Source organism: Synechococcus sp. PCC 6312 (genome assembly GCF_000316685.1).
In the GTDB taxonomy this organism is placed as follows: Bacteria; Cyanobacteriota; Cyanobacteriia; order Thermosynechococcales; family Thermosynechococcaceae; genus Pseudocalidococcus.
Map to the genome: position 1 here is coordinate 3,154,593 of NC_019680.1, position 21,378 is coordinate 3,175,970.

The 21,378-nt window shown below is 51.0% G+C and carries 22 protein-coding genes; 14 read left to right on the forward strand and 8 right to left on the reverse strand.

Features of this window, described 5'->3' with window-relative positions; translation table 11 throughout:
- Positions 1–114: 114 nt before the first annotated feature.
- From SYN6312_RS15355 to SYN6312_RS15365, 3 genes are all read left to right on the forward strand, one after another.
- A complete protein-coding gene (locus tag SYN6312_RS15355; RefSeq protein ID WP_015125818.1) occupies positions 115–1,671 on the forward strand; it encodes a B12-binding domain-containing radical SAM protein in 1,557 nt (518 codons plus the stop codon).
- Between the two features lie 327 nt (positions 1,672–1,998).
- The gene (locus SYN6312_RS15360; RefSeq protein WP_015125819.1) at positions 1,999–2,613 is read left to right on the forward strand and encodes an RDD family protein; all 615 of its coding nucleotides are present in this window, start codon (positions 1,999–2,001) and stop codon (positions 2,611–2,613) included.
- A 594-nt stretch (positions 2,614–3,207) separates the two neighbouring features.
- Positions 3,208–3,585 carry a PadR family transcriptional regulator gene (locus SYN6312_RS15365; RefSeq protein WP_015125821.1) on the forward strand — a complete coding sequence of 126 codons (378 nt, stop codon included), beginning with the start codon at positions 3,208–3,210 and terminating at the stop codon, positions 3,583–3,585.
- 12 nt (positions 3,586–3,597) lie between these two features.
- Here SYN6312_RS15365 and SYN6312_RS15370 read toward each other — a convergent pair whose 3' ends face one another.
- From SYN6312_RS15370 to SYN6312_RS15385, 4 genes are all read right to left on the reverse strand, one after another.
- On the reverse strand, positions 3,598–4,182 hold the full coding sequence (locus SYN6312_RS15370; protein WP_371257407.1) for a uracil-DNA glycosylase family protein: 585 nt from the start codon (positions 4,180–4,182) through the stop codon (positions 3,598–3,600).
- Positions 4,183–4,386: 204 nt separating this feature from the next.
- Positions 4,387–5,238 carry a 3'(2'),5'-bisphosphate nucleotidase CysQ gene (locus tag SYN6312_RS15375; RefSeq protein ID WP_015125823.1) on the reverse strand — a complete coding sequence of 284 codons (852 nt, stop codon included), beginning with the start codon at positions 5,236–5,238 and terminating at the stop codon, positions 4,387–4,389.
- On the reverse strand, positions 5,235–5,774 hold the full coding sequence (locus SYN6312_RS15380) for a GIY-YIG nuclease family protein (protein WP_015125824.1): 540 nt from the start codon (positions 5,772–5,774) through the stop codon (positions 5,235–5,237). Before SYN6312_RS15380 ends, SYN6312_RS15375 begins: the two co-directional genes overlap by 4 nt.
- Before the next feature lie 20 nt (positions 5,775–5,794).
- Entirely contained in the window at positions 5,795–7,123 is a 1,329-nt protein-coding gene (locus SYN6312_RS15385) for a sensor histidine kinase KdpD (RefSeq protein WP_015125825.1), read from the reverse strand.
- Positions 7,124–7,355: 232 nt separating this feature from the next.
- On the opposite strand from SYN6312_RS15385, the gene SYN6312_RS15390 reads away from it, so the two are divergent.
- From SYN6312_RS15390 to SYN6312_RS15400, 3 genes are all read left to right on the forward strand, one after another.
- Entirely contained in the window at positions 7,356–8,372 is a 1,017-nt protein-coding gene (locus SYN6312_RS15390) for a metal ABC transporter substrate-binding protein (RefSeq protein WP_305807442.1), read from the forward strand.
- Positions 8,369–9,109 carry a metal ABC transporter ATP-binding protein gene (locus SYN6312_RS15395; protein ID WP_015125827.1) on the forward strand — a complete coding sequence of 247 codons (741 nt, stop codon included), beginning with the start codon at positions 8,369–8,371 and terminating at the stop codon, positions 9,107–9,109. The genes SYN6312_RS15390 and SYN6312_RS15395 overlap by 4 nt, the downstream gene beginning before the upstream one ends.
- 69 nt (positions 9,110–9,178) lie before the next feature.
- Positions 9,179–10,030 (forward strand): metal ABC transporter permease, encoded by an 852-nt coding sequence (locus SYN6312_RS15400; RefSeq protein WP_015125828.1) that lies wholly within the window; start codon positions 9,179–9,181, stop codon positions 10,028–10,030.
- Positions 10,031–10,296: 266 nt separating this feature from the next.
- On the opposite strand, the gene ilvN is transcribed toward SYN6312_RS15400, so the two are convergent.
- Together ilvN and SYN6312_RS15410 are read right to left on the reverse strand one after the other, a co-directional pair.
- Positions 10,297–10,815 (reverse strand): acetolactate synthase small subunit, encoded by a 519-nt coding sequence (ilvN, locus tag SYN6312_RS15405; protein WP_015125829.1) that lies wholly within the window; start codon positions 10,813–10,815, stop codon positions 10,297–10,299.
- Positions 10,816–10,919: 104 nt separating this feature from the next.
- Entirely contained in the window at positions 10,920–11,609 is a 690-nt protein-coding gene (locus SYN6312_RS15410; protein WP_015125830.1) for a hypothetical protein, read from the reverse strand.
- 65 nt (positions 11,610–11,674) lie between these two features.
- Here SYN6312_RS15410 and SYN6312_RS15415 point away from each other — a divergent pair, with 65 nt between their 5' ends.
- From SYN6312_RS15415 to SYN6312_RS15435, 5 genes are all read left to right on the forward strand, one after another.
- The gene (locus tag SYN6312_RS15415) at positions 11,675–12,460 is read left to right on the forward strand and encodes a winged helix-turn-helix domain-containing protein (protein ID WP_041431678.1); all 786 of its coding nucleotides are present in this window, start codon (positions 11,675–11,677) and stop codon (positions 12,458–12,460) included.
- Positions 12,376–13,830 (forward strand): PAS domain-containing sensor histidine kinase, encoded by a 1,455-nt coding sequence (locus SYN6312_RS15420; protein ID WP_156804841.1) that lies wholly within the window; start codon positions 12,376–12,378, stop codon positions 13,828–13,830. The genes SYN6312_RS15415 and SYN6312_RS15420 overlap by 85 nt, the downstream gene beginning before the upstream one ends.
- 24 nt (positions 13,831–13,854) lie before the next feature.
- On the forward strand, positions 13,855–14,640 hold the full coding sequence (locus SYN6312_RS15425) for a pseudouridine synthase (RefSeq protein WP_015125833.1): 786 nt from the start codon (positions 13,855–13,857) through the stop codon (positions 14,638–14,640).
- Positions 14,641–14,819: 179 nt separating this feature from the next.
- Positions 14,820–15,689: a RodZ domain-containing protein gene (locus tag SYN6312_RS15430; RefSeq protein WP_071880541.1), complete on the forward strand. Its 870-nt coding sequence runs from the start codon at positions 14,820–14,822 to the stop codon at positions 15,687–15,689.
- A 100-nt stretch (positions 15,690–15,789) separates the two neighbouring features.
- Complete coding sequence (locus tag SYN6312_RS15435) at positions 15,790–16,296, forward strand: YfbM family protein (protein WP_015125835.1); 507 nt, start codon at positions 15,790–15,792, stop codon at positions 16,294–16,296.
- On the opposite strand, the gene hppD is transcribed toward SYN6312_RS15435, so the two are convergent.
- Positions 16,288–17,346 (reverse strand): 4-hydroxyphenylpyruvate dioxygenase, encoded by a 1,059-nt coding sequence (hppD, locus tag SYN6312_RS15440; RefSeq protein WP_015125836.1) that lies wholly within the window; start codon positions 17,344–17,346, stop codon positions 16,288–16,290. The two genes, SYN6312_RS15435 and hppD, sit on opposite strands and share 9 nt — an antisense overlap.
- Positions 17,347–17,441: 95 nt before the next feature.
- Complete coding sequence (locus SYN6312_RS15445) at positions 17,442–18,626, reverse strand: F420-0:Gamma-glutamyl ligase (RefSeq protein WP_156805072.1); 1,185 nt, start codon at positions 18,624–18,626, stop codon at positions 17,442–17,444.
- Between the two features lie 126 nt (positions 18,627–18,752).
- Between SYN6312_RS15445 and SYN6312_RS15450 the strand changes: the two genes are divergently transcribed.
- From SYN6312_RS15450 to SYN6312_RS15460, 3 genes are all read left to right on the forward strand, one after another.
- Positions 18,753–19,028 (forward strand): hypothetical protein, encoded by a 276-nt coding sequence (locus SYN6312_RS15450; RefSeq protein WP_051021048.1) that lies wholly within the window; start codon positions 18,753–18,755, stop codon positions 19,026–19,028.
- A 187-nt stretch (positions 19,029–19,215) separates the two neighbouring features.
- Positions 19,216–20,151 (forward strand): gamma-carotene 1'-hydroxylase CruF, encoded by a 936-nt coding sequence (gene cruF / locus SYN6312_RS15455; protein ID WP_015125838.1) that lies wholly within the window; start codon positions 19,216–19,218, stop codon positions 20,149–20,151.
- Positions 20,152–20,172: 21 nt separating this feature from the next.
- The gene (locus SYN6312_RS15460; protein WP_041430894.1) at positions 20,173–21,366 is read left to right on the forward strand and encodes a glycosyltransferase family 2 protein; all 1,194 of its coding nucleotides are present in this window, start codon (positions 20,173–20,175) and stop codon (positions 21,364–21,366) included.
- Positions 21,367–21,378: the final 12 nt, after the last annotated feature.

Here is a 21,378-nt window from a genome sequence, read left to right on the forward strand (position 1 = left end):
TTTGGAGTACGAGACACAACTTAGAAATTAGATTAACTTTGTCATTCACTCATCATTGAGTAATGATCATCCTTCCTTGTTGATCAACAGCAATAGCTCTGTGGGAGGGAATGCATGAACGCTCTGTTACTCTATCCGCAATTTCCCCAGTCCTTCTGGTCATACGACCGATTTATGAAATTGGCGGGCTTGAAGGCTGTGATTCCACCCTTGGGAATTATTACCGTTGCCGCGCTCTTACCTGAAGACTGGGAGATTCGATTTTTTGATCGGAATGTTGGCTGTGAATCGGAGGCTGACTGGGCCTGGTGTGATTTAGTCATTCTTTCGGCCATGTTGGTGCAAAAGCCCGATTTCCAGGCCTTGATTCGTAAGGCAGTGCAGTTGGGAAAACCCGTTGCCGTGGGTGGCCCTTACCCCACCTCTGTCCCTCAAGATGCGTTAGAGGCTGGAGCTAATTTCCTCGTTTTAGATGAAGGGGAAATGACCATACCTCAGTTTCTGGCAGCCTTGGATCGGGGAGAGACGCGGGGGGTGTTTCGTTCTCTGGAAAAACCGGATGTTAGCCAAAGTCCCCAGCCCCGTTTTGATCTGCTGCAACGAGATGCCTATTTAATGATGGCAATCCAGTTTTCCCGCGGTTGCCCCTTTAACTGTGAATTTTGCGATATTATCTCCCTCTATGGCCGTAAACCGCGCACCAAAGAACCGGAACAGGCTCTGGCGGAATTGCAATCTCTGTATGACTTGGGTTGGCGGGGCTCGTTATTTGTGGTGGATGATAATTTTATTGGCAATCAACGAAATGTCAAACAATTTCTCCGCACCTTGATTCCGTGGATGAAGTCACACCACTATCCCTTTGCCTTTATTACTGAAGCATCGGTTAATCTGGCCGAAGATGATGAACTACTCCAACTGATGCGGGAAGCCGGATTCTATGCGGTTTTTCTCGGCATTGAAACCCCAGATCAAGACAGTTTACAGGTCGCGCGTAAAGTCCAAAATACCCGTAACCCTCTGATTGCAGCTTGCCAAAAAATTAACGAGGCAGGTTTGTTGATTTATGCCGGATTTATTTTGGGGTTTGATGGGGAACGCAGCGGGGCCGGTGAGAGAATTCAGGCCTTTGTTGCCCAAACCAATATTCCCCAGCCAATGTTAGGGATTCTCCAGGCCTTACCCAACACAGCCCTCTGGGATCGCCTCAAACAAGAGCATCGCTTAGTCGAAAGCAATAGCCCTCTGACCGGGGATCAAAATACTCTGATGAACTTTATCCCGACTCGCCCCGTAGCGGATATTGCTCGGGAATATGTTTCTGGTTTTTGGGCGATGTACGAACCCAGGCATTACCTCAGACGCTGTTTATACCAGTGCCTCCAGATTCATTCCCCCCAAAATCGGAAACAGGTGATGCAATTTTCCCTGAGTCAAGGCCTGCGACTGATCCTGCAACTTATTTGGCATCAAGGGCTACGCCGGTCGGAAATTCGGGGGCAGTTTTGGGTGCAACTTTGGATTATTATCTCCCAAAAGCCAGAAGTATTGCATCTCTATCTTGGCCTCTGTGCCGCTGGGGAACATTTTTGGGACTATCGAGAATTAGCCCGCCAACGCCTAACCCAACAGTTGGGCTATGACCCAATCGCAGTAAATTTTTCTGCGTAACTTAACATTTCAAGATAAATTAGCCCTGCGTGGCAGATATTTGATATTACAGATTAAAATCACTCTCCTCTTCTCCTGACGGCTGCAATGAAGAGCGACTTGTCGGCAGCCCAATTGGTTAAGGAGTTTGGATTCAACAATTTCTGGAATCTTAATCAGTGATCAGATCGCAACATGATGTCATGGGTGACAGATCCTGAGTAGATGGGGGCAGGCTTTAAAAATTGCACCAATCATCTCTGTTGACTTAGACATTCACAAAAATTTTCCCAACGCCACATCAATTAGGCCTGGGGCTAAGCCCGATCAGGATTGAAAATTGATAGGGTGGAATTAAAGTCGCGCCAAGGTGGTCATGGGGCAAACCAAGGGGCCATCTGTTGGAAAAAAGGTTTGATTTTACTGATGAGTGAACTTGCCCGCCAATATCCAGATTATTTTCCCGCCCGGCCCTGGAAGCGGGTGATTGCCACCGGGATTGATGGGGCGATGGTCTGGGTCTTAAGTGCGGTTGCGGCGGTTCCAGGCCAGGCGATTCAATGGGGGCAAATCTTGGTCTTTCTCCTAGCCTGGTGGGTCTTACGGGTAGCTGTGGTTTCCCGCAATAAGGGCCAGAGCTTGGGGCATTGGTTGATGGATCTGCGGGTCATTGATCAACGGGGACGCACGCCTCTGCTGCAACGCTTGACCCAACGGGAGGGAATCTTAGGCGGGCTGGTTTTATTAGCCTTGGTGGCACTGGACAGTGGCCTGGGGTTTGCCATCCTGTTGTTGGTCGCGCCGGTGATTGTGGACTGTAGCTGGGCCTGGATTAATCCCCGTCATAATACTCTCCACGACTTAATTTCACAGACAGAGATCGTGGTCGCCTATCGGGGGTTTTCCCTTGATCGTAAACTCATTCGCCTGAGTCAACAGATTCGCGCACAACGCAGTAAATAAGCCCAGCCCTATTTTTAATCGCTCAGTGACCCTTTCCCGCCAATGGGTTGCATCTAGGAAATGCTAGAGCCGCCCCGGATTCCCCTCGGGTTGCTGGGGTCTCTGGCGGATATGTTGCAGACATCGAGAATTCTAATTTTAGATTTAACTGATAATCCCAGAGATATTACCCAGACCGATAACCTATGGAGTAGGTAAATTGAGAGTTGTGATAAATTGTAACAATCGAATATTAATAAAGACTGACTCACCTGACTTATATAGCGGTGGGATGTAATGCTAAATTCAAGTCATATCGAATCTGTCTTAACTGCCTTGAGTGATGGCAAAACCATGAAAAATAAGGCTTTAGGGGATATCATGAATTTTTTCTTAGTTTCTGTAGCCAAACTGAAACAATTTGTAAAAACTCGTAAACGAGACTGAAACAAGAGCAGTTGGTGATTTTTCTAAGAGCTATACTAAGACATACGAAAGATCGCTACCATTACGGCAGTTATTTTGGAATTATGTGTTTTTTCCTTGGATTTCATGGTAGTGGTAGATTGTAGTTCCATCTGTTTTTGTCCTTAACACCTACTTGGAATACAGATCATGAAACTGGATGACATTTATCAGTTTTTTAAGCAACCGCCGCCGGTGTATTTGAGCAAGGAAGTCGCGGTCTGTTATGTGCTTTACACCTTGGTGGAAAAAGGTGACTCCTACGGCACAGCCCTGATTCAATCCATCGAAACTGACTATCCCCTCTATCGTCTATCTGACACGGTGCTATACAGTGCCTTAAAGTTTCTGGAGGATGACGGGATTATCAGCGGCTACTGGAAAAAAGTTGAAGGGCGGGGGCGGCCGCGGCGGATGTATCATGTGGTTCCAGAAAAAGACGAGTTAGCCAAAGATCTAGCCAAACTCTGGTTGACCTATCTCCAAGATGAAAGCACTTTTGAAAAGTCCTCAAAAAGCCGCAAGTAATGCTTGGATGTCTCAGTGATTAACAGAGTGGTCTGGGCTGAGGGATTGTAACTTGGCCTGGACTGCTTGGATATCTTGCCACATCAACCATTTGGGCCCGCCCACCTCTCGGCTGGGGTTTCGCAACAGATAGGCAGGGTGAAGAATCGGCATACAGAGACGGCCCTCCCATTCAATCCAGGTGCCGCGAATCTTGGTAATCCCGCGAGTATCCCCGGTCACTCCCTTAACCGCAGTGGCTCCAGTCAGCAAAATAATTTTGGGATCCACGAGGCGAATTTGCTCTAAAAGGTAGGGGCGGCAAGCGTTGGACTCGGCCAGGGTGGGAACCCGATTTCCCGGCGGACGACATTTGACGATATTGCAGATATACACATCTTTGTCGCTGTCTAGATTCACGGATGCGAGGATTTTTTCTAAGAGTTGTCCCGCCCGGCCGACAAAGGGGAGTCCGGTTTCATCTTCCGTTTGCCCAGGCCCCTCGCCAATGATCATTAAATCTGCCTCTGGGTTACCCCGACTAATGACCACATGGGTACGGGTTTGGCTGAGCTCGCATCGCTGACAGGCCTGGCAATGTTCCGTTAGTTCTGTCAAAGTCGGATAGGTGCCAGGGGGAATGGGGACGGTTGCGGATGTGGGAATCTGGGCGTAGTCCGCTGGGGACAGGTGTGATTCCTTGGGGCTAGGGGGGGGGATCGGCGCAATTGGTCTTTGAGCGGCAATTTCTGGGGAAGGGGCAACCAGATCAAAGAGGCTCGTTTGTAGAGGTTCAGGTTCACTCATCCAATTCATACTCCCTTAGACAGATTCAATGGCTAGTTGGAGGCGTTCCCGGAAACAATTAATATAGTTGGGCCATCCCACCAGAATGGTTTGATCATGGGTGAGAGTCTCATGTTCCAGGCTATCGGCACTAAATCGCAAGGGTTCTCCCGTCAAGTCACAGCAAATCAGTCCAGCGGCTTGGGCCAACGCCAGGGGCGCGGTTGTATCCCAGAGTTTGACTCGCTTATTGAGATAGAGGTATAAACCCACTTGTCCGGTAATGACCTGTAAGACCTTGAGACCAAAGCTGCCGAGGAAATGAAATTGGGTTTCGGGAATGGCGTGTTGAATGGCTGCCCCATAGGCCTGGAAATCTTTGTAACCAATCATCAACGGGGCCTGGTCGGGGGTGGGGTGGGGTGGGGGACTAGGTTTTAAGGGAAAAGCAGGATCGTTGCCGTTACTTTGCCACAGGCCCCAGCTTGGCCCGCCATAAAAGAGTTGATCGGCAGCCGGATCATAAACCCAACCTGCCCGGGGCGCGCCCTCTTGCCAGAGACCAACCATAACCGCATAGTTTTTTTGGATCCGGATTAAATCATCGGTGCCATCGAGGGGATCAATTAACCAGAGCCGTTCATAGTTTTGATGAAATTGGATTCGAGAGTCGGGATTTTCTTCAGTAATGATCCCATCGGCTGGAAACCAGGCCTGGAATTGTTGACTGAGTTGCTCATCCAGTTGGCAATCAATACTCGTGGCAAAATCATTCTTGCCTTTTTCAATAATTTCAAAGGGTTGAGTGGCGAGGGTTTGGGCCAGTTGTCCCGCATCCCGGAGGGCCTGGTTAATGTGGGTGAGTTGTGCCAAGGATACGGGAGTCATTTCAAGTCCAGGAGGCCGTTCTCTTTGAGTTTAGGGTTAAATCTAAGGGGTTCAGTGACATGGCGAGCTTCTAGGACTTGGAAAATTTCCTGTTCGGCTTGGCGGGCTAAGTCCTTAAGATATTTAATTTGCCCAACCTCATCCAGGCCAGCCCATTCCTGCTGCATCGCTGGGGACATCCGGGTTTTAACATCAATGGCATTTTCCCAGGCCCCCTGTTGTGTGTCATTACCGGGGGGGATAGTCCCCAACTCATTGAGCCACTGCTGCCGGATTGCGTCTAGCTGGGTGCGGTTGGGCCGGTCAATGGCATAGAACTTAAAACCATAGCAGGCCTGGGGTTGGCGGACTAAATGTTGCCGCAGACTGAGATAAATATCCCGAGAAAAGCCAATATACTGCACTTGGTCTGATTGATCAAAGATGGCATAGACCCCAATTTGTCCTGTGGGAGAGGTATCCACCAGTCCCGTCACCGTTAAATAGGGAATTAACCGCAAATCTGCCAAGGGAGGAACTGTCACAGCCAGAGTCATAGTTGCCTGAAATACTTTCCCTAGTATGCCTGATGCTCTTGGTTTAGCGGTAAATATAACGTTAAAATGTCGCCCCAACGGTGATCATGACGGACGGTGAGTTTGCCGCCAAGGGCGTGAAAGAGGGTTTTTGTCACCGACAGGTTCAGGCTTAAATGTCCGGTTTCCGGTTGCCACATCAGCATTTTTCCGACTGCGGCCAGGGTTTGACTGCGATGTTTTTCACTGGATTTCAGTTGGACTTTGAGTTGAGAACCAGCCAAACTAAAGCGCATTTCCAGGGTACTTCGGGGCGGCAAGGTCTGGCTAAAATGCTCCACCAGGCCCGTCAGAACTTGATCGAGGAGATTGGGATCACTGGTAACGGCGGGGAGCTTGGCCGGATATTGCATGTCTAAGGCGAGGTGGCGGCGTTGGGCTTGCTTTTGCCAGCGAGGAATATTATCCTGAAGAATTTCTTCCACCGAGACAGAACTTAACCCGGTCAGTGGGGAGGGGGCTGGATCGGCCATCAGTTCTGCGGCATGAAAGAGCAAACTAAAGCGATTCACTTGGTCGTGACATTCTTGGGCAATGGCCTGGAGACGGTGATGAACATCGGCGGGTAGGTCGGCCCGTTTGAGGAGGAGTTGAATCAGGGTTTGGATCGTAGTCAGGGGAGTGCGGACTTCATGGGTGAGAGCCTGGAGCAATTCAATATCCAGAAACTGCTCTTCTTCCGTCTCCAGGCCTGGGGATAGCTCCGGAGCGGGACTCGATAGATTTAATTCCCCAAAAGTCCGGGGTTGGGGCGCTATCAGTTCCCGCAGGAGGGCCTGGCTGAAGTCTGTCACCAAGTGATAATCCGGGGGCTGGGGTGGGTGGGCTAGTAACCAATCCGCCATGACAGACAGGCAGTGGGGCGCGGTCATCTTGAGGCGGAGTTCTAACTGTTGCCAGGCCTGGAGAATATCAGCCGGATCAAAAGAAAATTTTAGCCCCAACTCTCCATCGAAGCTTAAAACTAAGTTCCAGGCCGGGCTGAGGAGGAGGCAAAAGGGGTGGGTCGCTAAGGGATCTGCTGGACTAATGGGAATCAGGGTAATGGGTTCTGGGGAGGTGGTGGCGAAAGTGGGCGGTAAACAGGCCTGGTGGTTGGCTAAGGGAGCAAAAATCCAGGGGGTGAGTTGGGGGTGGGCAAAAATCGGGGCCGGCCCAGCCAAGAGAAATCCCGCTTCAACCGGCCAAGAGAGGATCGAGAGTTCTTCTAAAGCTTGGATCGCGGCTGACCATTGCCAACTCAAATCCTCACCCACCCTAACAACTGGCTTGGCATCTGGATCAAGAGGGGGGGACAGGAACCAATTCATCACAACAATGGCCTGGGCTTCTGTCTTTGACCTTAAGGGACAAAAAAGGATCTCGCTAGGGTTATAACCGAACTCCAAGCCGGGCGGTAAAGATGCAAACCTCTATTCCATCAAGTATTGCCTGGCCGCCAATGATCAGGTCCAGGTTCACCCATTCCAGGCCAGATTTGTTTCATAGTTCTTTCATAATCATCGGATTACAGTACACTAAGGAAAGTGAAAAGATTATGAAATGCAACGTTCGTTCCTGACCACTGCCCCAATGTACGGATCAAAGCTAGGTCAGGTTTTGGGTCTGGGCCTGGTGGCATTGCTTTGGAGTCCCCTGTTAGCCGGTTGTCAAGCCCTATTACCGGAGCAATCACCAACCGCTGGGACATCTGCTTCTCCCGGTCTGGCTGACAGCAAAAAAGTTATTTTGACCACTTTTACGGTCTTAGCCGATATGGCCCAAAACGTTGCAGGAGATAAAGCGGTTGTTGAATCCCTCACAAAACCGGGGACACAGATTCACACCTATGAACCTACTCCGAGCGACATGATTCGGGCTCAACAGGCAGATTTAATTCTGGACAATGGCCTGGGCCTGGAACGTTGGGCCCAAAAGTTTTACGGCAATCTCCAGGGTGTCCCCCACATTACGATTAGTCAGGGTGTAGAAATCATTCCTCTGACTGAAGGTGTCTATGCCAATCAACCCAATCCCCATGCCTGGATGTCGCCCCAAAATGCCTTGATCTATGTCGAGAACATTCGCCAGGCCCTCGTGGATCTTGACCCCAATCATGCCCCCACCTACAACCAAAACGCCGCCACCTACAGTCAGAAAATCAAGGCTTTGGATAAAAAACTCTGGGTAGCCCTGGCCCAACTGGCCCCCAATCAACGCACCTTAGTCACCTGTGAAGGCGCATTTTCCTACCTGACGCGAGATTATGGGTTACAGGAGCTTTATCTCTGGCCAGTTAACTCCGATCAAGACGGTACACCCCAACAAATTCGCCAAGTCGTGGATGCGGTGCGAGCCAACAAGATCCCCGTTGTGTTTTGTGAAAGTACGGTCAACGACAAAGCCCAGCACCAAGTTGCCCAGGAAACCAACAGCAAATTTGGGGGTGTTTTTTATGTAGATTCCCTCACGGACAGCAATGGGCCAGCCCCAACCTATTTGGACTTACTGACCACCAACCTGAAAACCATTCAAAAAGGCTTTCAAGTTTCCCCTCAACCACCAGGAGCTAAACCATGAATCGCGCCAGCATTGATGTTGAAAATGTCACGGTTAAATATCACGGTAAAGTTGCGCTCCACCAGGCCAGTGTTAAACTCGCTCCCGGTTCCATTAGTGGCTTAGTCGGGATGAATGGCAGTGGAAAATCTACCTTATTCAAGGCCATTATGGGATTTATCAAGCCCCAGTCCGGTCGGGTTTTAATTAACGGCTTGCCCGTGCGCCAGGCCCAAAAGCGCCATCAGATTGCCTATGTTCCCCAGGCTGAAGAAGTGGATTGGCAGTTCCCGGTCAATGTTGCCGATGTGGTGATGATGGGGCGACATGGCTATTTGAATTGGTTGCGGATCCCCACAGATCAGGATCGGGCGGTGGTCGCGGCCAGTTTAGAGCGGGTGCAGATGGGAGAATTTCGCGAGCGACAAATTGGCGAACTTTCGGGCGGACAGAAGAAACGGACATTTTTAGCCAGGGCCTTAGCTCAGAACAGTGGGATTTTACTTCTAGATGAACCCTTTGCGGGGGTGGATGTTCGGACTGAAAAAGCGATGATTGATTTGCTGTTAGAGTTGCGGCAACAGGGCTATACGATTTTGATTTCCACCCACGACTTAAGCTCCATTGCCACCTTTTGTGATCAAGTTGTTTTGGTGAATAAAACGATTTTGGCCTATGGTGACACGGCTGATGTTTTTACCGAAGAGAATTTAACCCGTACCTTTGGGGGGGTCTTGCCTCATCAAATTAAAAAATAACGCCGTTTCTGTTGAGTTGGATTGGCGCATCAGCATGAATAGTAGGTTTACCTCAGTGACCGGTAATCTATGACTCTGATTTGGGATTGGTTTATTGCCCCGCTGCAATACGAGTTTATGGTTAAGGCGGTGGTGGTCAGTGCCTTAGTTGGCCTGGTCTGTGCCGTGTTGTCCTGTTATATGACCTTAAAGGGTTGGGCCTTAATGGGAGATGCGGTGTCCCATGCCGTCATGCCCGGTGTAGTCGTGGCCTATTTATTAAATATTCCCTTTGCCATTGGTGCGTTTATCTTTGGTTTAATGGCTGTTTTATCCATTGGTTTTATTAAAGCTCATACCCGCGTCAAGGAAGATACGGTCATTGGTTTAGTCTTTACGGGATTCTTTGCCCTTGGCCTGGTCTTGGTTTCTAAAAGTCCCAGTAATATTGATTTACAACATATTCTTTTTGGCAATGTGTTGGGGATATCTCAAGCTGACATTATCCAAACGGCTGTTGTGAGTGCAATCACCTTAATGGTCATTCTCTGTCTCCGAAAAGACCTACTTCTCTTTTGCTTTGATCCGATTCATGCTCAATCCATTGGTCTGAATATTACGGCTCTTTACTACACATTTTTAATCCTACTCTCTCTCACGATTGTCGCTGCTCTGCAAACTGTAGGGATTATCCTAGTCGTTGCCATGTTAGTCACCCCTGGAGCCATTGGCTATCTCCTCTCGGATCGCTTTGATCAGATGGTGTGGATTGCAGCCGGATCGGGGGTTTTATCCAGTGTGGCCGGAACCTATATTAGTTATCATCTAGATGCATCAACCGGGGGATGTATTGTTGTCTTTCAAACCCTTTTATTTGTCCTGACCATGGTACTGGCTCCTAAATATGGGCTGATCGTGCAAAGATTCAAGTCTAGTAACTAATTGGCAAAAAATAACTCTTCCGTAAAATGTCTGTTGTGATTGGAATCCACTGAGTTAATTCGTTGCTCCAATCCTGTCAAGTTCTCAAACTCTAAGCTAACCCTAGGGATTTTATCTAGCTATTTGAAGGACAAGGCCTGAAGTTGGTTGGACATGAGTGGAGGGCGTTCACCAATATGTTTGAGGTCAGTTCGCCGGGGCCTGCTGAAGCAGAGTATGGGTCTAGAATCATGCTTCCTGCAAAAACTGCCACAGGGTCAGGTTCCTTAAAGACGGGCTTCCAAAGACTTGAGGTATTCCGTATTGACTCCAGATTCCCGAACGAGGGCAATTTTTCCGGTGCGGGCAATTTCCCGGATGCCAAACTTATTGACCATCTGGACAATCGCCACCATCTTGCCGGGGTCTCCTGCAACCTCAATCGTGACGGAATCATCGGACACATCCACCACCTTGGCCCGGAAAATTTGTACCAACTCCAAAACTTCAGAGCGGTTAGCCGGCGTGGCGTTCAGCTTCAGGAGCATTAATTCTCGCTCAACACAGGGGGTGGTGGTAATGTCTTGCACCTTGAGGACGTTGATTAACTTGTAGAGTTGCTTGGTGATTTGCTCAATGACGGTATCGTCCCCAGGCACGACCATCGTGATTCGGGAGATTCCCAGTTGTTCGGCCGGGCCAACCGCCAGACTTTCAATGTTAAAACCCCGCCGGGCAAACAACCCCGCAATCCGGGTTAACACACCTGCTTCATCTTCAACCAAAACAGAAAGAGTATGTTTCATAGGAGGTTATCAACGAACAATGAGGGGGAATGGGGGCGTAAAACAGCAAAACAACGGACGAGGGCGATCTTCTATTTTAGGCCAAGGCTTTCCCGCTCGAACTTTTAGCGCGGATAAAGATAACCAGCAGTTGTAATCGAGCCGGACTGCTTGGGGGCAAGATTCCCTAATTGTCCAGCCCAGGCCGCCAAAAGCTGATTAGCCAGTGTCTCTAATTCCGGCGGCATTTTGACAATCCAGAGGGGAGGTAAACAACTCCAGCCATACCTAGCCCCGTACAAACTGCCCCAGAGTAAGCCCCGTAACTCTCTCGAGAGTGAAGCCCAGGCCGGTTGGGTTGGGATTGAATTCAGGCCGGCCCTTAACCCGTGATTCAGACTGGGTGAAATTGCTAGATGTCCATGCAGGGCCTGGCGTAAATCCCCCAGAAATATCTCACTCAGGTTGGGAAGGGGTGATGAACTTGGGGCATTGGGGTGTGACGGTCTTGGAGAGAGAAAACCAGCCTTAGCCCAGGTCTGGTCGGAACTACCGAGTCCCCACAGTAATAACTGATCCAGGGATAAATTTCCGGGAGTGATCTGCAAAAATTGTTGCGGCTTCCCCCAGGCCTGGAAATACTGAGCCATTAGGGTATCGGCGGCAGCGGGTAACGGGAGGTAGTACAAGTTTTCTGGCAAGGGTTGAGCCGTCTCGGTTTGCCATTGTCCCCAAGCAGCGGCCCCCAAACCAAATCCCAGCGCGCCCCGCAGTTGACTCAGGCGGGTTAGGGGTGGACAGGTGAAATAGAGCATGGTCTGGGAACCTCCGAAAGGAAAGTGATAAAATCCTTCCTAAATGCCTGATGGGCCAGATTGTTATGCTAACGCTCACTGATGCGACCGATACTCTAGACTTAGGAAAACGCCGCCCAGCTACGATTTTTTTAGTTGAAGATGAAGACTTGATTCGGGACACCATTGCCTTGGCCTTACAGGATGAGGGTTATGCGGTGGTGACAGCCAGCGATGGTCGCCAGGCCTTGGATCGGATCAATAGCCAACTTTTGGATAATAACCTGGCTGCTGAAGCGGTTCTGGGGGTGCGGGGCTTTGACTTGATCATCCTGGACTTGATGTTACCCTTCGTCAATGGCCTGGATATTTGTCGGTTTTTGCGCCGAGAAGGCTGTAGTGTGCCTATCTTGATGCTCAGTGCCAAGGGGAGTGAAATTGATCGGGTTGTGGGCCTGGAGGTGGGGGCCGATGATTATCTAACCAAGCCCTTTGGGATGCGGGAGTTGATTGCTCGCTGTCGGGCCTTAATTCGGCGAGCCATCACCAGTCAAACCACCAATGAGGAGGATGGGCCGTCCTTCAAATATGGAGAATTAACTCTCTATCCCCAAGAATGCCGGGTGATGTTAGGGACGAAAGAAATTAGCTTATCGCCCAAGGAATACCGGATTCTCGAATTATTTATGAGCTACCCGCGCCGAGTGTGGCCGCGCGAGCAACTCTTAGATCGGATTTGGGGCCCAGATTTTGTGGGTGATAGTAAGACCGTTGATGTTCATATTCGATGGTTGCGAGAAAAGATCGAACCGGATGCCTCCCATCCCACCTACATCATTACAGTGCGGGGCTTTGGCTATCGGTTTGGTTAGGAGTTGGGTTCGGTCACATCCAGGCCTGGGGGCAAACTACGGTGGTCATTTCAGCCGAGTTAGGATTTTTCTTGGGGCTAGGCCTAGGCCTGGTGTTCTATGGCATCGCCTCCGCTTGGCAACGGCAACAATGGCTGCGAGTGCTGAAGGAATTTAATGTTGTTCCGGTTCGTTCCCCCCTCCCGGTTCGCCTCCGCACCATTCTGAAAAATTATCAAGCCCAAATCGCTCACCTGGAAGCCAAAATCCTTTACTGGCAAAACATTCTTGACCAGGCCCCAGTTTCCTACATTGAAGTGGATCAAGATTGTTTATGTCAGTGGTCAAATCAGTCTATGGCCAATTTGCTGGGTACGGCCCCACAACCCGGACGGCTCTTGATTGAGGTTGTGCGTTCCTATGAGTTGGATTGCTTAGTAGATGATGTCCAAACAACCCAGGTTCCTGTCGTGCGGGAATGGCTCCACAGCGTCCTCAAACCCTCGGGGCAAACCCAACGCCTGCCCTTGCGCGGCCGCGGCATTCCCCTGTCCCATGGCCATGTGGGGGTGTTTTTAGAAAATCGTCAGGAAGTTAAGATTCTGCGGGATGAGCGAGATCGCTGGGCATCGGATGTGGCCCATGAACTGAAAACCCCCTTAACCTCCTTGCGCTTGGTGGCAGAAACCTTACAACAACGAGTGGATCCCAGCCTCCGCTCCTGGGTGGATCGCCTACTGGCAGAAACCGTGCGGCTGAGTTTATTGGTGCAGGAGCTATTGGAGTTAAACCGGCTGTCCCTGGCCCCCGTTGAGCAGTTGGAACGGCAATCCCTGGATTTGGTCGCCCTATTACGGCGGGCCTGGAGCAATTTAGAACCCCTCGCCAGCCCGCGTCAGATTACCTTAGATTACGTTGGCCCCAGTCAACTGATTTATTGGGGCAATGAGGCGCAACTCTTTCGGTTACTGATGAATCTTTTAGACAATGGGATTAAATACAGTCCCCCGGCCCAGGCCATTCTGGCTCGTTTGAAATTAAGCCCCCCCACAGGGCAGCGACTGGCCGGTCTGACCTTAGAAATTATTGATCATGGGCCGGGCTTTATCCCCCAAGATTTGCCCTACATTTTTGATCGGTTTTTTCGTTCGGATCCGGCCCGATCTCGCTCCACCCCGCCGCTCAGTGCATCAACGGGCCAAGATTCATCGGGGCTGATCTTACCCATTAGTAGTGGCAGTGGCCTGGGATTAGCCATTGCTCAGCAAATTGTGGATTGCCACCAAGGGCAGATTTCGGCCAGCAACGATCCGCTGACTGGAGGCGCGGCGGTCGAGATTTGGCTACCCCAGGCCCTCACCCCAACCCCCCTACACTTATCCAAACCCTAACCTTGAGACTGTTTTGTAATAGCTATGGCTGAACGATTGCAAAAACTTCTCGCCCGGTGGGGGATTGCGTCACGGCGGCGGGCAGAGGATTTAATCCGGGCGGGCCGGGTCTCTATTAATGGACAAATAGCAACCCTGGGGGATCAGGTGGATCCAGAGCAAGATCGGGTTGAATATCAAGGGCGTTGTCTCAATCCCCAGACCCCGCCGGAATTGGTCTATCTCCTCTTACACAAACCGGCCGGAGTCGTCTCTACCTGTGCAGATCCCCAAGGGCGGCCAACGGTGTTGGATATTTTGCCAGAACCTTGGCGATCCGTGCCGGGGCTGCATCCGGTCGGGCGGTTAGATTTTTCCACCACTGGAGCTTTTATTTTGACCAATGATGGGGATTTGACCTTTAAGTTAACGCACCCCAGCCAGCATTTCCCGAAAACTTACCAGGCCTGGGTACGGGGCCATCCCACCCCAGAAACTCTGACCCAATGGCAAACAGGGGTCAACTTAGCCGGGCAGATGACTTTACCGGCCCAGGTCAAACTGTGTCTGACTAAAAACCAGCCCCAGGCCGAAGCCCTGCTTGAAATCGTGATTTGCGAAGGTAGAAACCGTCAAATTCGCCGGGTCGCCAAACAACTGGGGCATCCTGTCATCTCACTCCATCGCGCCGCCATTGGCCCGATTGAATTGGGAAATTCCCAAGCAGCTACCCATCTCCCCTTAGGTGCAGTTCGTATTCTTACCCCTGCCGAAGTCACTGCTTTGCAGAACCGATATAATCCTGAGGGAGGGCATCCAGTTGTTCAATAGGGATTGTGAATCAAGGTCTCACGCTTTAAATGGCAGATCGGCTCAGAGCAAGTTTAGATAGTAGTTGTGGGCCCAGCCACCCGTAGGGATATAGACACTATCTCTCAGATTTCGACTGGTTCAGACGAGTCCGTGTAACGCTATAGTTGCAGGCCGAATGGGATTTGAGTAGGGAGTTTATGGGAACTATGACCTTTGCGCCGGAACAAGCGGAAAAACTAGCAGAAATTGGGAGGTATCTCCAGCAAGTCAGGCAGGAAAAATCCCTGAGTCTGGAAGCAGTGGCCGCTAAAACCATGATCCGCCAGTCAATCCTAGAGGCCATTGAAGCGGGACAATCCGAATACTTACCTGAACCCGTCTATACCCAAGGCTTTATTCGCCGCTTTGCCGAAACCCTGGGCCTGGACGGACAAGCCATTGCCCAACAATTTCCGGCCCATACCTTGAGTCCGATGGTCGAGCAGCCCCAGGCACATAAAAAACTTGCGTTGCCCAGCTTTCAATTTCGGCCGATTCACCTCTATCTCTTGTATGTAGTCTTAGTCGTTGGTGCAATTGCCGCTCTCTCCTACTTTTTGAAGCCGGCCAGCCGACCCAATGGAGTGCAACCCCAGGCCAGTCCCACAGCCCCACCCCCAACTGTTGCTAATCGCCCCAGCCCCACTTTAGCCCCTGCCAGTCCCCAAAATTCACCCGCGAGTCCTAGCCCAGTTGTCGCCTCGCCTACGCCTACCCCAAGTCCCCAAGCTGAACCTATCAAAGTTGGCGTGAACATTACCCAAGATGCCTGGTTAGAAGTTCTCGTGGATGGAGAAGTTGTCTATGAGGGGATATTAATCAGTGGTGACACTAAAACCTGGACAGCCAAAGAAAAAATTGTTCTCCGCACTGGAAATGCCGGAGCCGTCGTGGTTTCCTTTAACAACAATCCCGCCCAGGCCATGGGAGAGTTTGGAGCCATTGAAGAGAAAATCTATGCCGCTTCAGACCCCAGTGGAGTCCCCGATGCCAGTTTAGCCAGTCCCTCTCCCCTCTCTAGCCCCTAGATCAGTCGAGTTGTTCCCCCCTGCGTTCTGCTACAAAGGAATGAGGCTTACAGACTATGACCTTAGGATCACTGCACCAGTTCTTTGGGAGAAACGGATTATGTCCATGATTGCCTACCTGCAACAAATTCCACCCCAGTTAGTTGGGGCGATCCAAGCGGAACCAGGCCTGCTTGAGGGACTCATTGAGGAGGCAACTGAAACTCCTGAAATCAAGGAATTGTCAGAAGCCGCGGCGGTGGCCTTAGACATTGATAAAGACTGGCATGGTTTGCATTATCTGTTAACAGGCCAGGCCTGGGAGAGTCCAGGGGTTTTAGGGCAGGTGATCTTAGGCGGTCAGGAAGTGGGGGAAGACTTAGGCTATGGGGCGGCCCGTCTGTTATTGCCCGAGCAAGTCAGGGGTGTGGCCGAGGCTTTGAGGGTGTTATCTCCAGATGAATTGATGGGGAAATTTGATCCGGCCGGTTTGAATGATGCAGATATTTATCCGGGGAATTGGGAAGAAGCGGATCGGCCAGGCCTGGGGGAGAGTTATGAAAATGTGGCCAGTTACTATCAAGATGCGGCCGCCCAAGGTCAGGGTATGCTGTTGTATTTACTCTGAACGTTGCTGTTGCTCAATGGCTTCAAACAGGGCTTGAAAATTTCCGGCTCCAAAACCCCAGGCCTGGTGACGGCGTTCGATTAATTCCCAAAAGAAGGTTGGCCGATCAAAAACAGGCTGACTAAAAATTTGCAGTAAAAGCTGCTCGGCCGTCTCATCTTGTGGCTCAATTAAGACCTGGGCCTGGCGGAGTTGGTCTAAGTCCAGTTTGGCAAAGCATTGGGGATGATTCTGGCTGGCCTGGTGATAGTAGGTATCGGGAATAGGCAAAAACTCCAGGCCCCGCTGATGCAGATCTTCTACAAGGCTAAGAATATCGCCTGTTCGCAAAGCAATGTGCTGGATACCACTCCCACCATAGTCATCTAGAAAGCGTTGAATCTGGGAGTTATCCGAGGTCGGGGCATTAATGGGCAACTGTGCCGCACCCAAGGGATGTACCATCACTCGACTAATTAAGCCAGAATGGGGGGTTTGAATCGCAAACCGTTGTTCCGGCACAAAGCCCAAGACCTCTTGATACCAGGCCACGGCCTGCGCAAACTCACTGGCACTGACATTTAAAACCGCATGATCAACCCCTAATAATTGGGGCGCAGTCGGTACGTGTTGGGCTTCTGGTAACAGTCCAGGGTATTCAGGATGACCGGCCGCATCCCCCCAGCGTTGAATTAAACTATGGCGTAGGTCGCCCCAGCCCCGAACCACCCCCCAGGCCCAGCCACCGGATGCCGTTATTTTGGTTTTTAGAGGGCTGAGAATGGCAGACTCAGGGATAGTTTTTAATTGCGCCCCGACATCTGTGACCCGAAAGGCAACATCCACAACCCCATCTGGATGATTCTGGAAGTGGCTCATGAGGAGGGGTTCAGCCTCCCTGGGGGAGTTGCAGGGGTAGGTTATGAGGATTGAGAACGCATCCCGTCCCCAGAGTAGGGTTTCTTGCCCAGGCCTGGCCCAAGTTCCACAAACCTGAAGTCCGAGTTGTTGAGCAAAATGGTACGACTGCGCCCGACTCCTCAAATAAAAATGCACATGATCGAAATCCATTGCGACCTAATTGGAGCCTCTGATAATTTCTCCCAGCCCTGTTTTAGGATAATGAACTTGCGTAGGCTTTAACCGATACAAGCTCCATGGGCAGGCTAAAGTTGCGCTTCCGAGGCGGTGGGCCGTAACAACACGACTGGGGTTTGTTCATCAGCATTTCCGGCTGGATTGGAACGCAAGGCTGATTGTAAAAATTCCTCCGATGCCCCGCTAGTTTTGGCCAGTACCTTTACCCGCTGCAAATCATTGACATCCACAATCGCCGCGTCTAGTCCGGTTTCCGCTTTAATTTGCTCAACTACGGCCTGGGGATGAGCGGGGCCAAGGACAATAAATTGGTCGTAGGGAGGCAACGTTCCGGTCACATCATCAATCAGGCGGGCCTGGTCTCCAGCTAACTGATAAAAACCGCCCGCATGGCCAAAGACCTTGGCAATGGAGCCACCTAAGAAGGCGAATAAGACTCTGGTTGGGCCCACCACTTCGACTAAAGCTTGCATTCCACAGGCCGAGGCCAAACTAGAGGTGGGCAAGAAAAACTGACAGACCCGCCGGGCCACCCAACCGGGTTTTAACTGGGCCGGATCAAACCAGCGACTTTGCATGATCGCCACCGGAGTTTCGCCAATGGTGACAATATCTCCGGCCTGGGCGTGGGGCATGACATAGCGTTTGACAATTTCAGTTGGGTTATCCAGAGGGGTGAGTAAATGGGTATGAATTGGTAAAACATCCCCTTGGGCTACGGGCCGCCAGTTCCGGGAAACCTCACTACTGGGAAAGGCTAAGGGAATCACATCATGGTGGGTGCGCTCTTCCCGACCGTGGGGGCCATAGACCACATAGTGAACTTTCACCCAGGCCGCTGTCAGAGCTGTGAGGTCAGGGCCCGTAATATCGAGGGTGAGTTGGGCTTGGGTTTGTTTTTTGGATTTGACAATATAGGCAAACCAGTAGCCATCGGGACGGGCTTCGGCATCGGGATGGTTGGGGGTAACGGTGATCACAGACCTGATGTCTTGGAGGCTGCCCCCGGACAAAAGCAGAACCGTGGCCTGGAGATCCGTCACCATAACCTCAATGCCCGCCGAGGGGTTACTCAGGCCAATTTCCCCCGTGAGCTTGTAATAATGGGGTTCATAAATTTCTAACTGCCAAGTAGTCGGAATAATTTCCAAGGGGTTAGCGGCCCGCGTCCGATACTTCCATTCCAGGCCGAGGGCAATCAAAATTGCAACTACCCCAATGACCAGTAAGGCAATCCCCAATCCAGTCCACATTCCTAAAAGCTCCCCAACAATTCCCAACTCACCTCTATCAAACCATCTAACGGCAATGGCCTCATCACTCATGCACAGGCGAGACAGGCAATAGAATAAAAATTAAGTCCAACCTAGGGGCCGCTGATGACCGTTTCTACCCCAGCCGAAATTATTTATCCCGACAGTGATGGACAACCAATGGCTGACAATCCGGACGATAATGTCCTCCAAGGCTGGCAACGAGGAGACTCGACCCTTCGGCCAATTCCGAGCAGCCACGCTTGGCAGAGTCCCTTACTGAAGATTCGGTTTGTGATCAGGCCAGACACCCTAGGGGTCCATTTTCCCGCTGGGCAACGGTTTCTCCAGACTGTCGAACTGCCCCAGGCCTTGGAATCTGAACATCTCCGGGCTGAATGACTTGCGGCAAAACGGCAGGCATTGGGGACTGATCCGGAATTATAACCCCCTAACTTTGCTCCCTGAGCCTGGCCAGATTGGCACGGATAGTTATAAACATTTGTAAACATTGCCGCTACACTAATGAGAGACTAAAATTTCTGGCAGCGGCCCTTAACTGCCTGCCGCCCTTTGTGGAATTCGCCCTATGAAGCCCCTCGTAATTGCTGAACGGATTTGCCTGATCACCCATGTCCTCTCAATGACCTTTGGCCTGGCGGGTTTGCTCTTAGTTGTCCCCCATCCCGAATTTATTTTGTCCTTACCGAGTTGGGGACAGCAGCTTTTTCAACTGAGTATGGGCACAGGGGGAGTGGTTTACATTGTTTTTGGGGCAGCAGCCGTGGCCCTGCACGCCTATCGACATTTTGGGGCCAGTAAACTCTGGAGCTTTTTAATTCCAGCCGTGGCCATTTCCCTGAGTAGTGAACTCTTAGGCACTAGCACTGGTTTTCCCTTTGGTCACTATGCCTATCTCAGTGGCCTGGGCTATAAGATTGCGGGCTTAGTCCCCTTTACGATTCCCTTGTCGTGGTTTTATATGGGCCTAGCCACCTTTGTCCTCGCCTACTCTGGTCTCATTTCGAGGCCCCTAATGCGAGGGAAATTGGCTGGGGTATTGGCGACAATTGGGACAGTTGGATTAGCGGCGGTACTCCTCACGGCCTGGGACTTTGTTTTAGACCCAGCCATGAGCCAAACCTCTATCCCCTTCTGGCAGTTTCAAGAGGTCGGAGCTTTTTTTGGGATGCCCTATCGCAATATCTTGGGCTGGACGGGCACTGGAGCCGTGTTTATGGCTGTGGGGATGTTTTTTTGGCGCTCGAAGCCGATCATCATTACCCAGGCCCAGTTGATGCTTCCCCTCATTGTTTACCTCGTTAACTTTGCGTTTGGGGCGGTCATTACCCTAACATCTCTGGATCAGCGATTTATTATTCCTGCTGTTATTGGCTTGGTCGTGGGTGTTCTGCCAGTGATGGCCTTGTGGGCTAAGGCTCCCTTAGTTAGTTCTGCGCCAGTTCCGTCAGGTTCCTTAAACGAATCTACCCCCAGCTTACCTGTGACCCTGGCCTCTAAATAACACTTAGATTTTGTTAAACCATTGCCCAACCCCAACTTACTAAATTTACTCACCCCAGGCCTGGTTGTGGTCTTACTCCTCCAGGTACCTGCTTTTTTTATTCTTGTGGCGCGCCTATTACCAGGAATCCGCCGCCCAGCCCCGCTCAAGCCCGCATTATCCCAACCCGAAGATTTAGCCCAAGTTAGTATTGTTGTCCCCACCCTAAATGAGGCATTACGTCTTGGCCCTTGTTTAAATGGCTTAAGTCGCCAGAGTTATGAAGTCCGCGAAATTTTGGTGGTGGACAGTTACTCCCAAGATGGCACTGATGCGGTGGTCAAAGCAGCCCAAGCCAAGGATCCTCGCATCAGACTCAAGCATGATCCCCCCTTACCCGCTGATTGGGTGGGACGGCCCTGGGCCTTGCATAACGGCTATTTGCTCAGTAGTCCTGATTCTGAATGGATTTTAGGGATTGATGCTGATATTCGTCCCCAGGCCGGGTTAGTTGCGAGTTTAGTTCAAACTGCCAGAGCTGAAAACCTAGATGTCATCGGCCTATCACCGCGCTTTATCCTCAAATATCCTGGGGAATGGTGGTTGCAGCCGGCCCTGTTGATGACCCTAATTTATCGCTTTGGGGCCGGAGCTAAGGTAGAAACCCAGCCAGAGCGGGCCCTCACCAATGGGCAATGTTTACTAATTCGGCGGTCACTTTTGGACAAAATTAAGGGCTATACCTGCGCCCAACAGTCCTTTTGTGATGATGTCAGTCTTGTGCGGGAATGTGTCATGAAAGGGGCCAGAGTTGGATTTCGGGATGGGAAAAACTTAATTCAAGTGCGGATGTATGAGGGCCTGGGGGAAACCTGGCAAGAGTGGGGCCGTTCGCTGGACTTAAAGGATGCAACCCCAAGAGGGCAAGTTTGGGGGGATATTTGGTTTTTGACAGCGGTACAGGGCCTCCCCTTAATTTTGAGCCTAGCGGGCCTGGGACTAAAACTAGGTGGGGTTGAATGGTTCACCTTGGATATTCTCTTAGCCCTGAATCTGGGGCTGCTGGCGATGCGTTGGGGAATGGTTGCTGCGGTTTCCGGTTCCTATCTTCCCGGCCCCGGCCAGTGGTTGTTGTGGTTATCTCCTGTAGCAGATTCCTTAGCAGTCTCGCGAATTGTCCAATCTTCAATGCAACAACCCAAATCCTGGCGTGGCCGCAGTTATCACAGCTTTTGATAAGTATGCTGT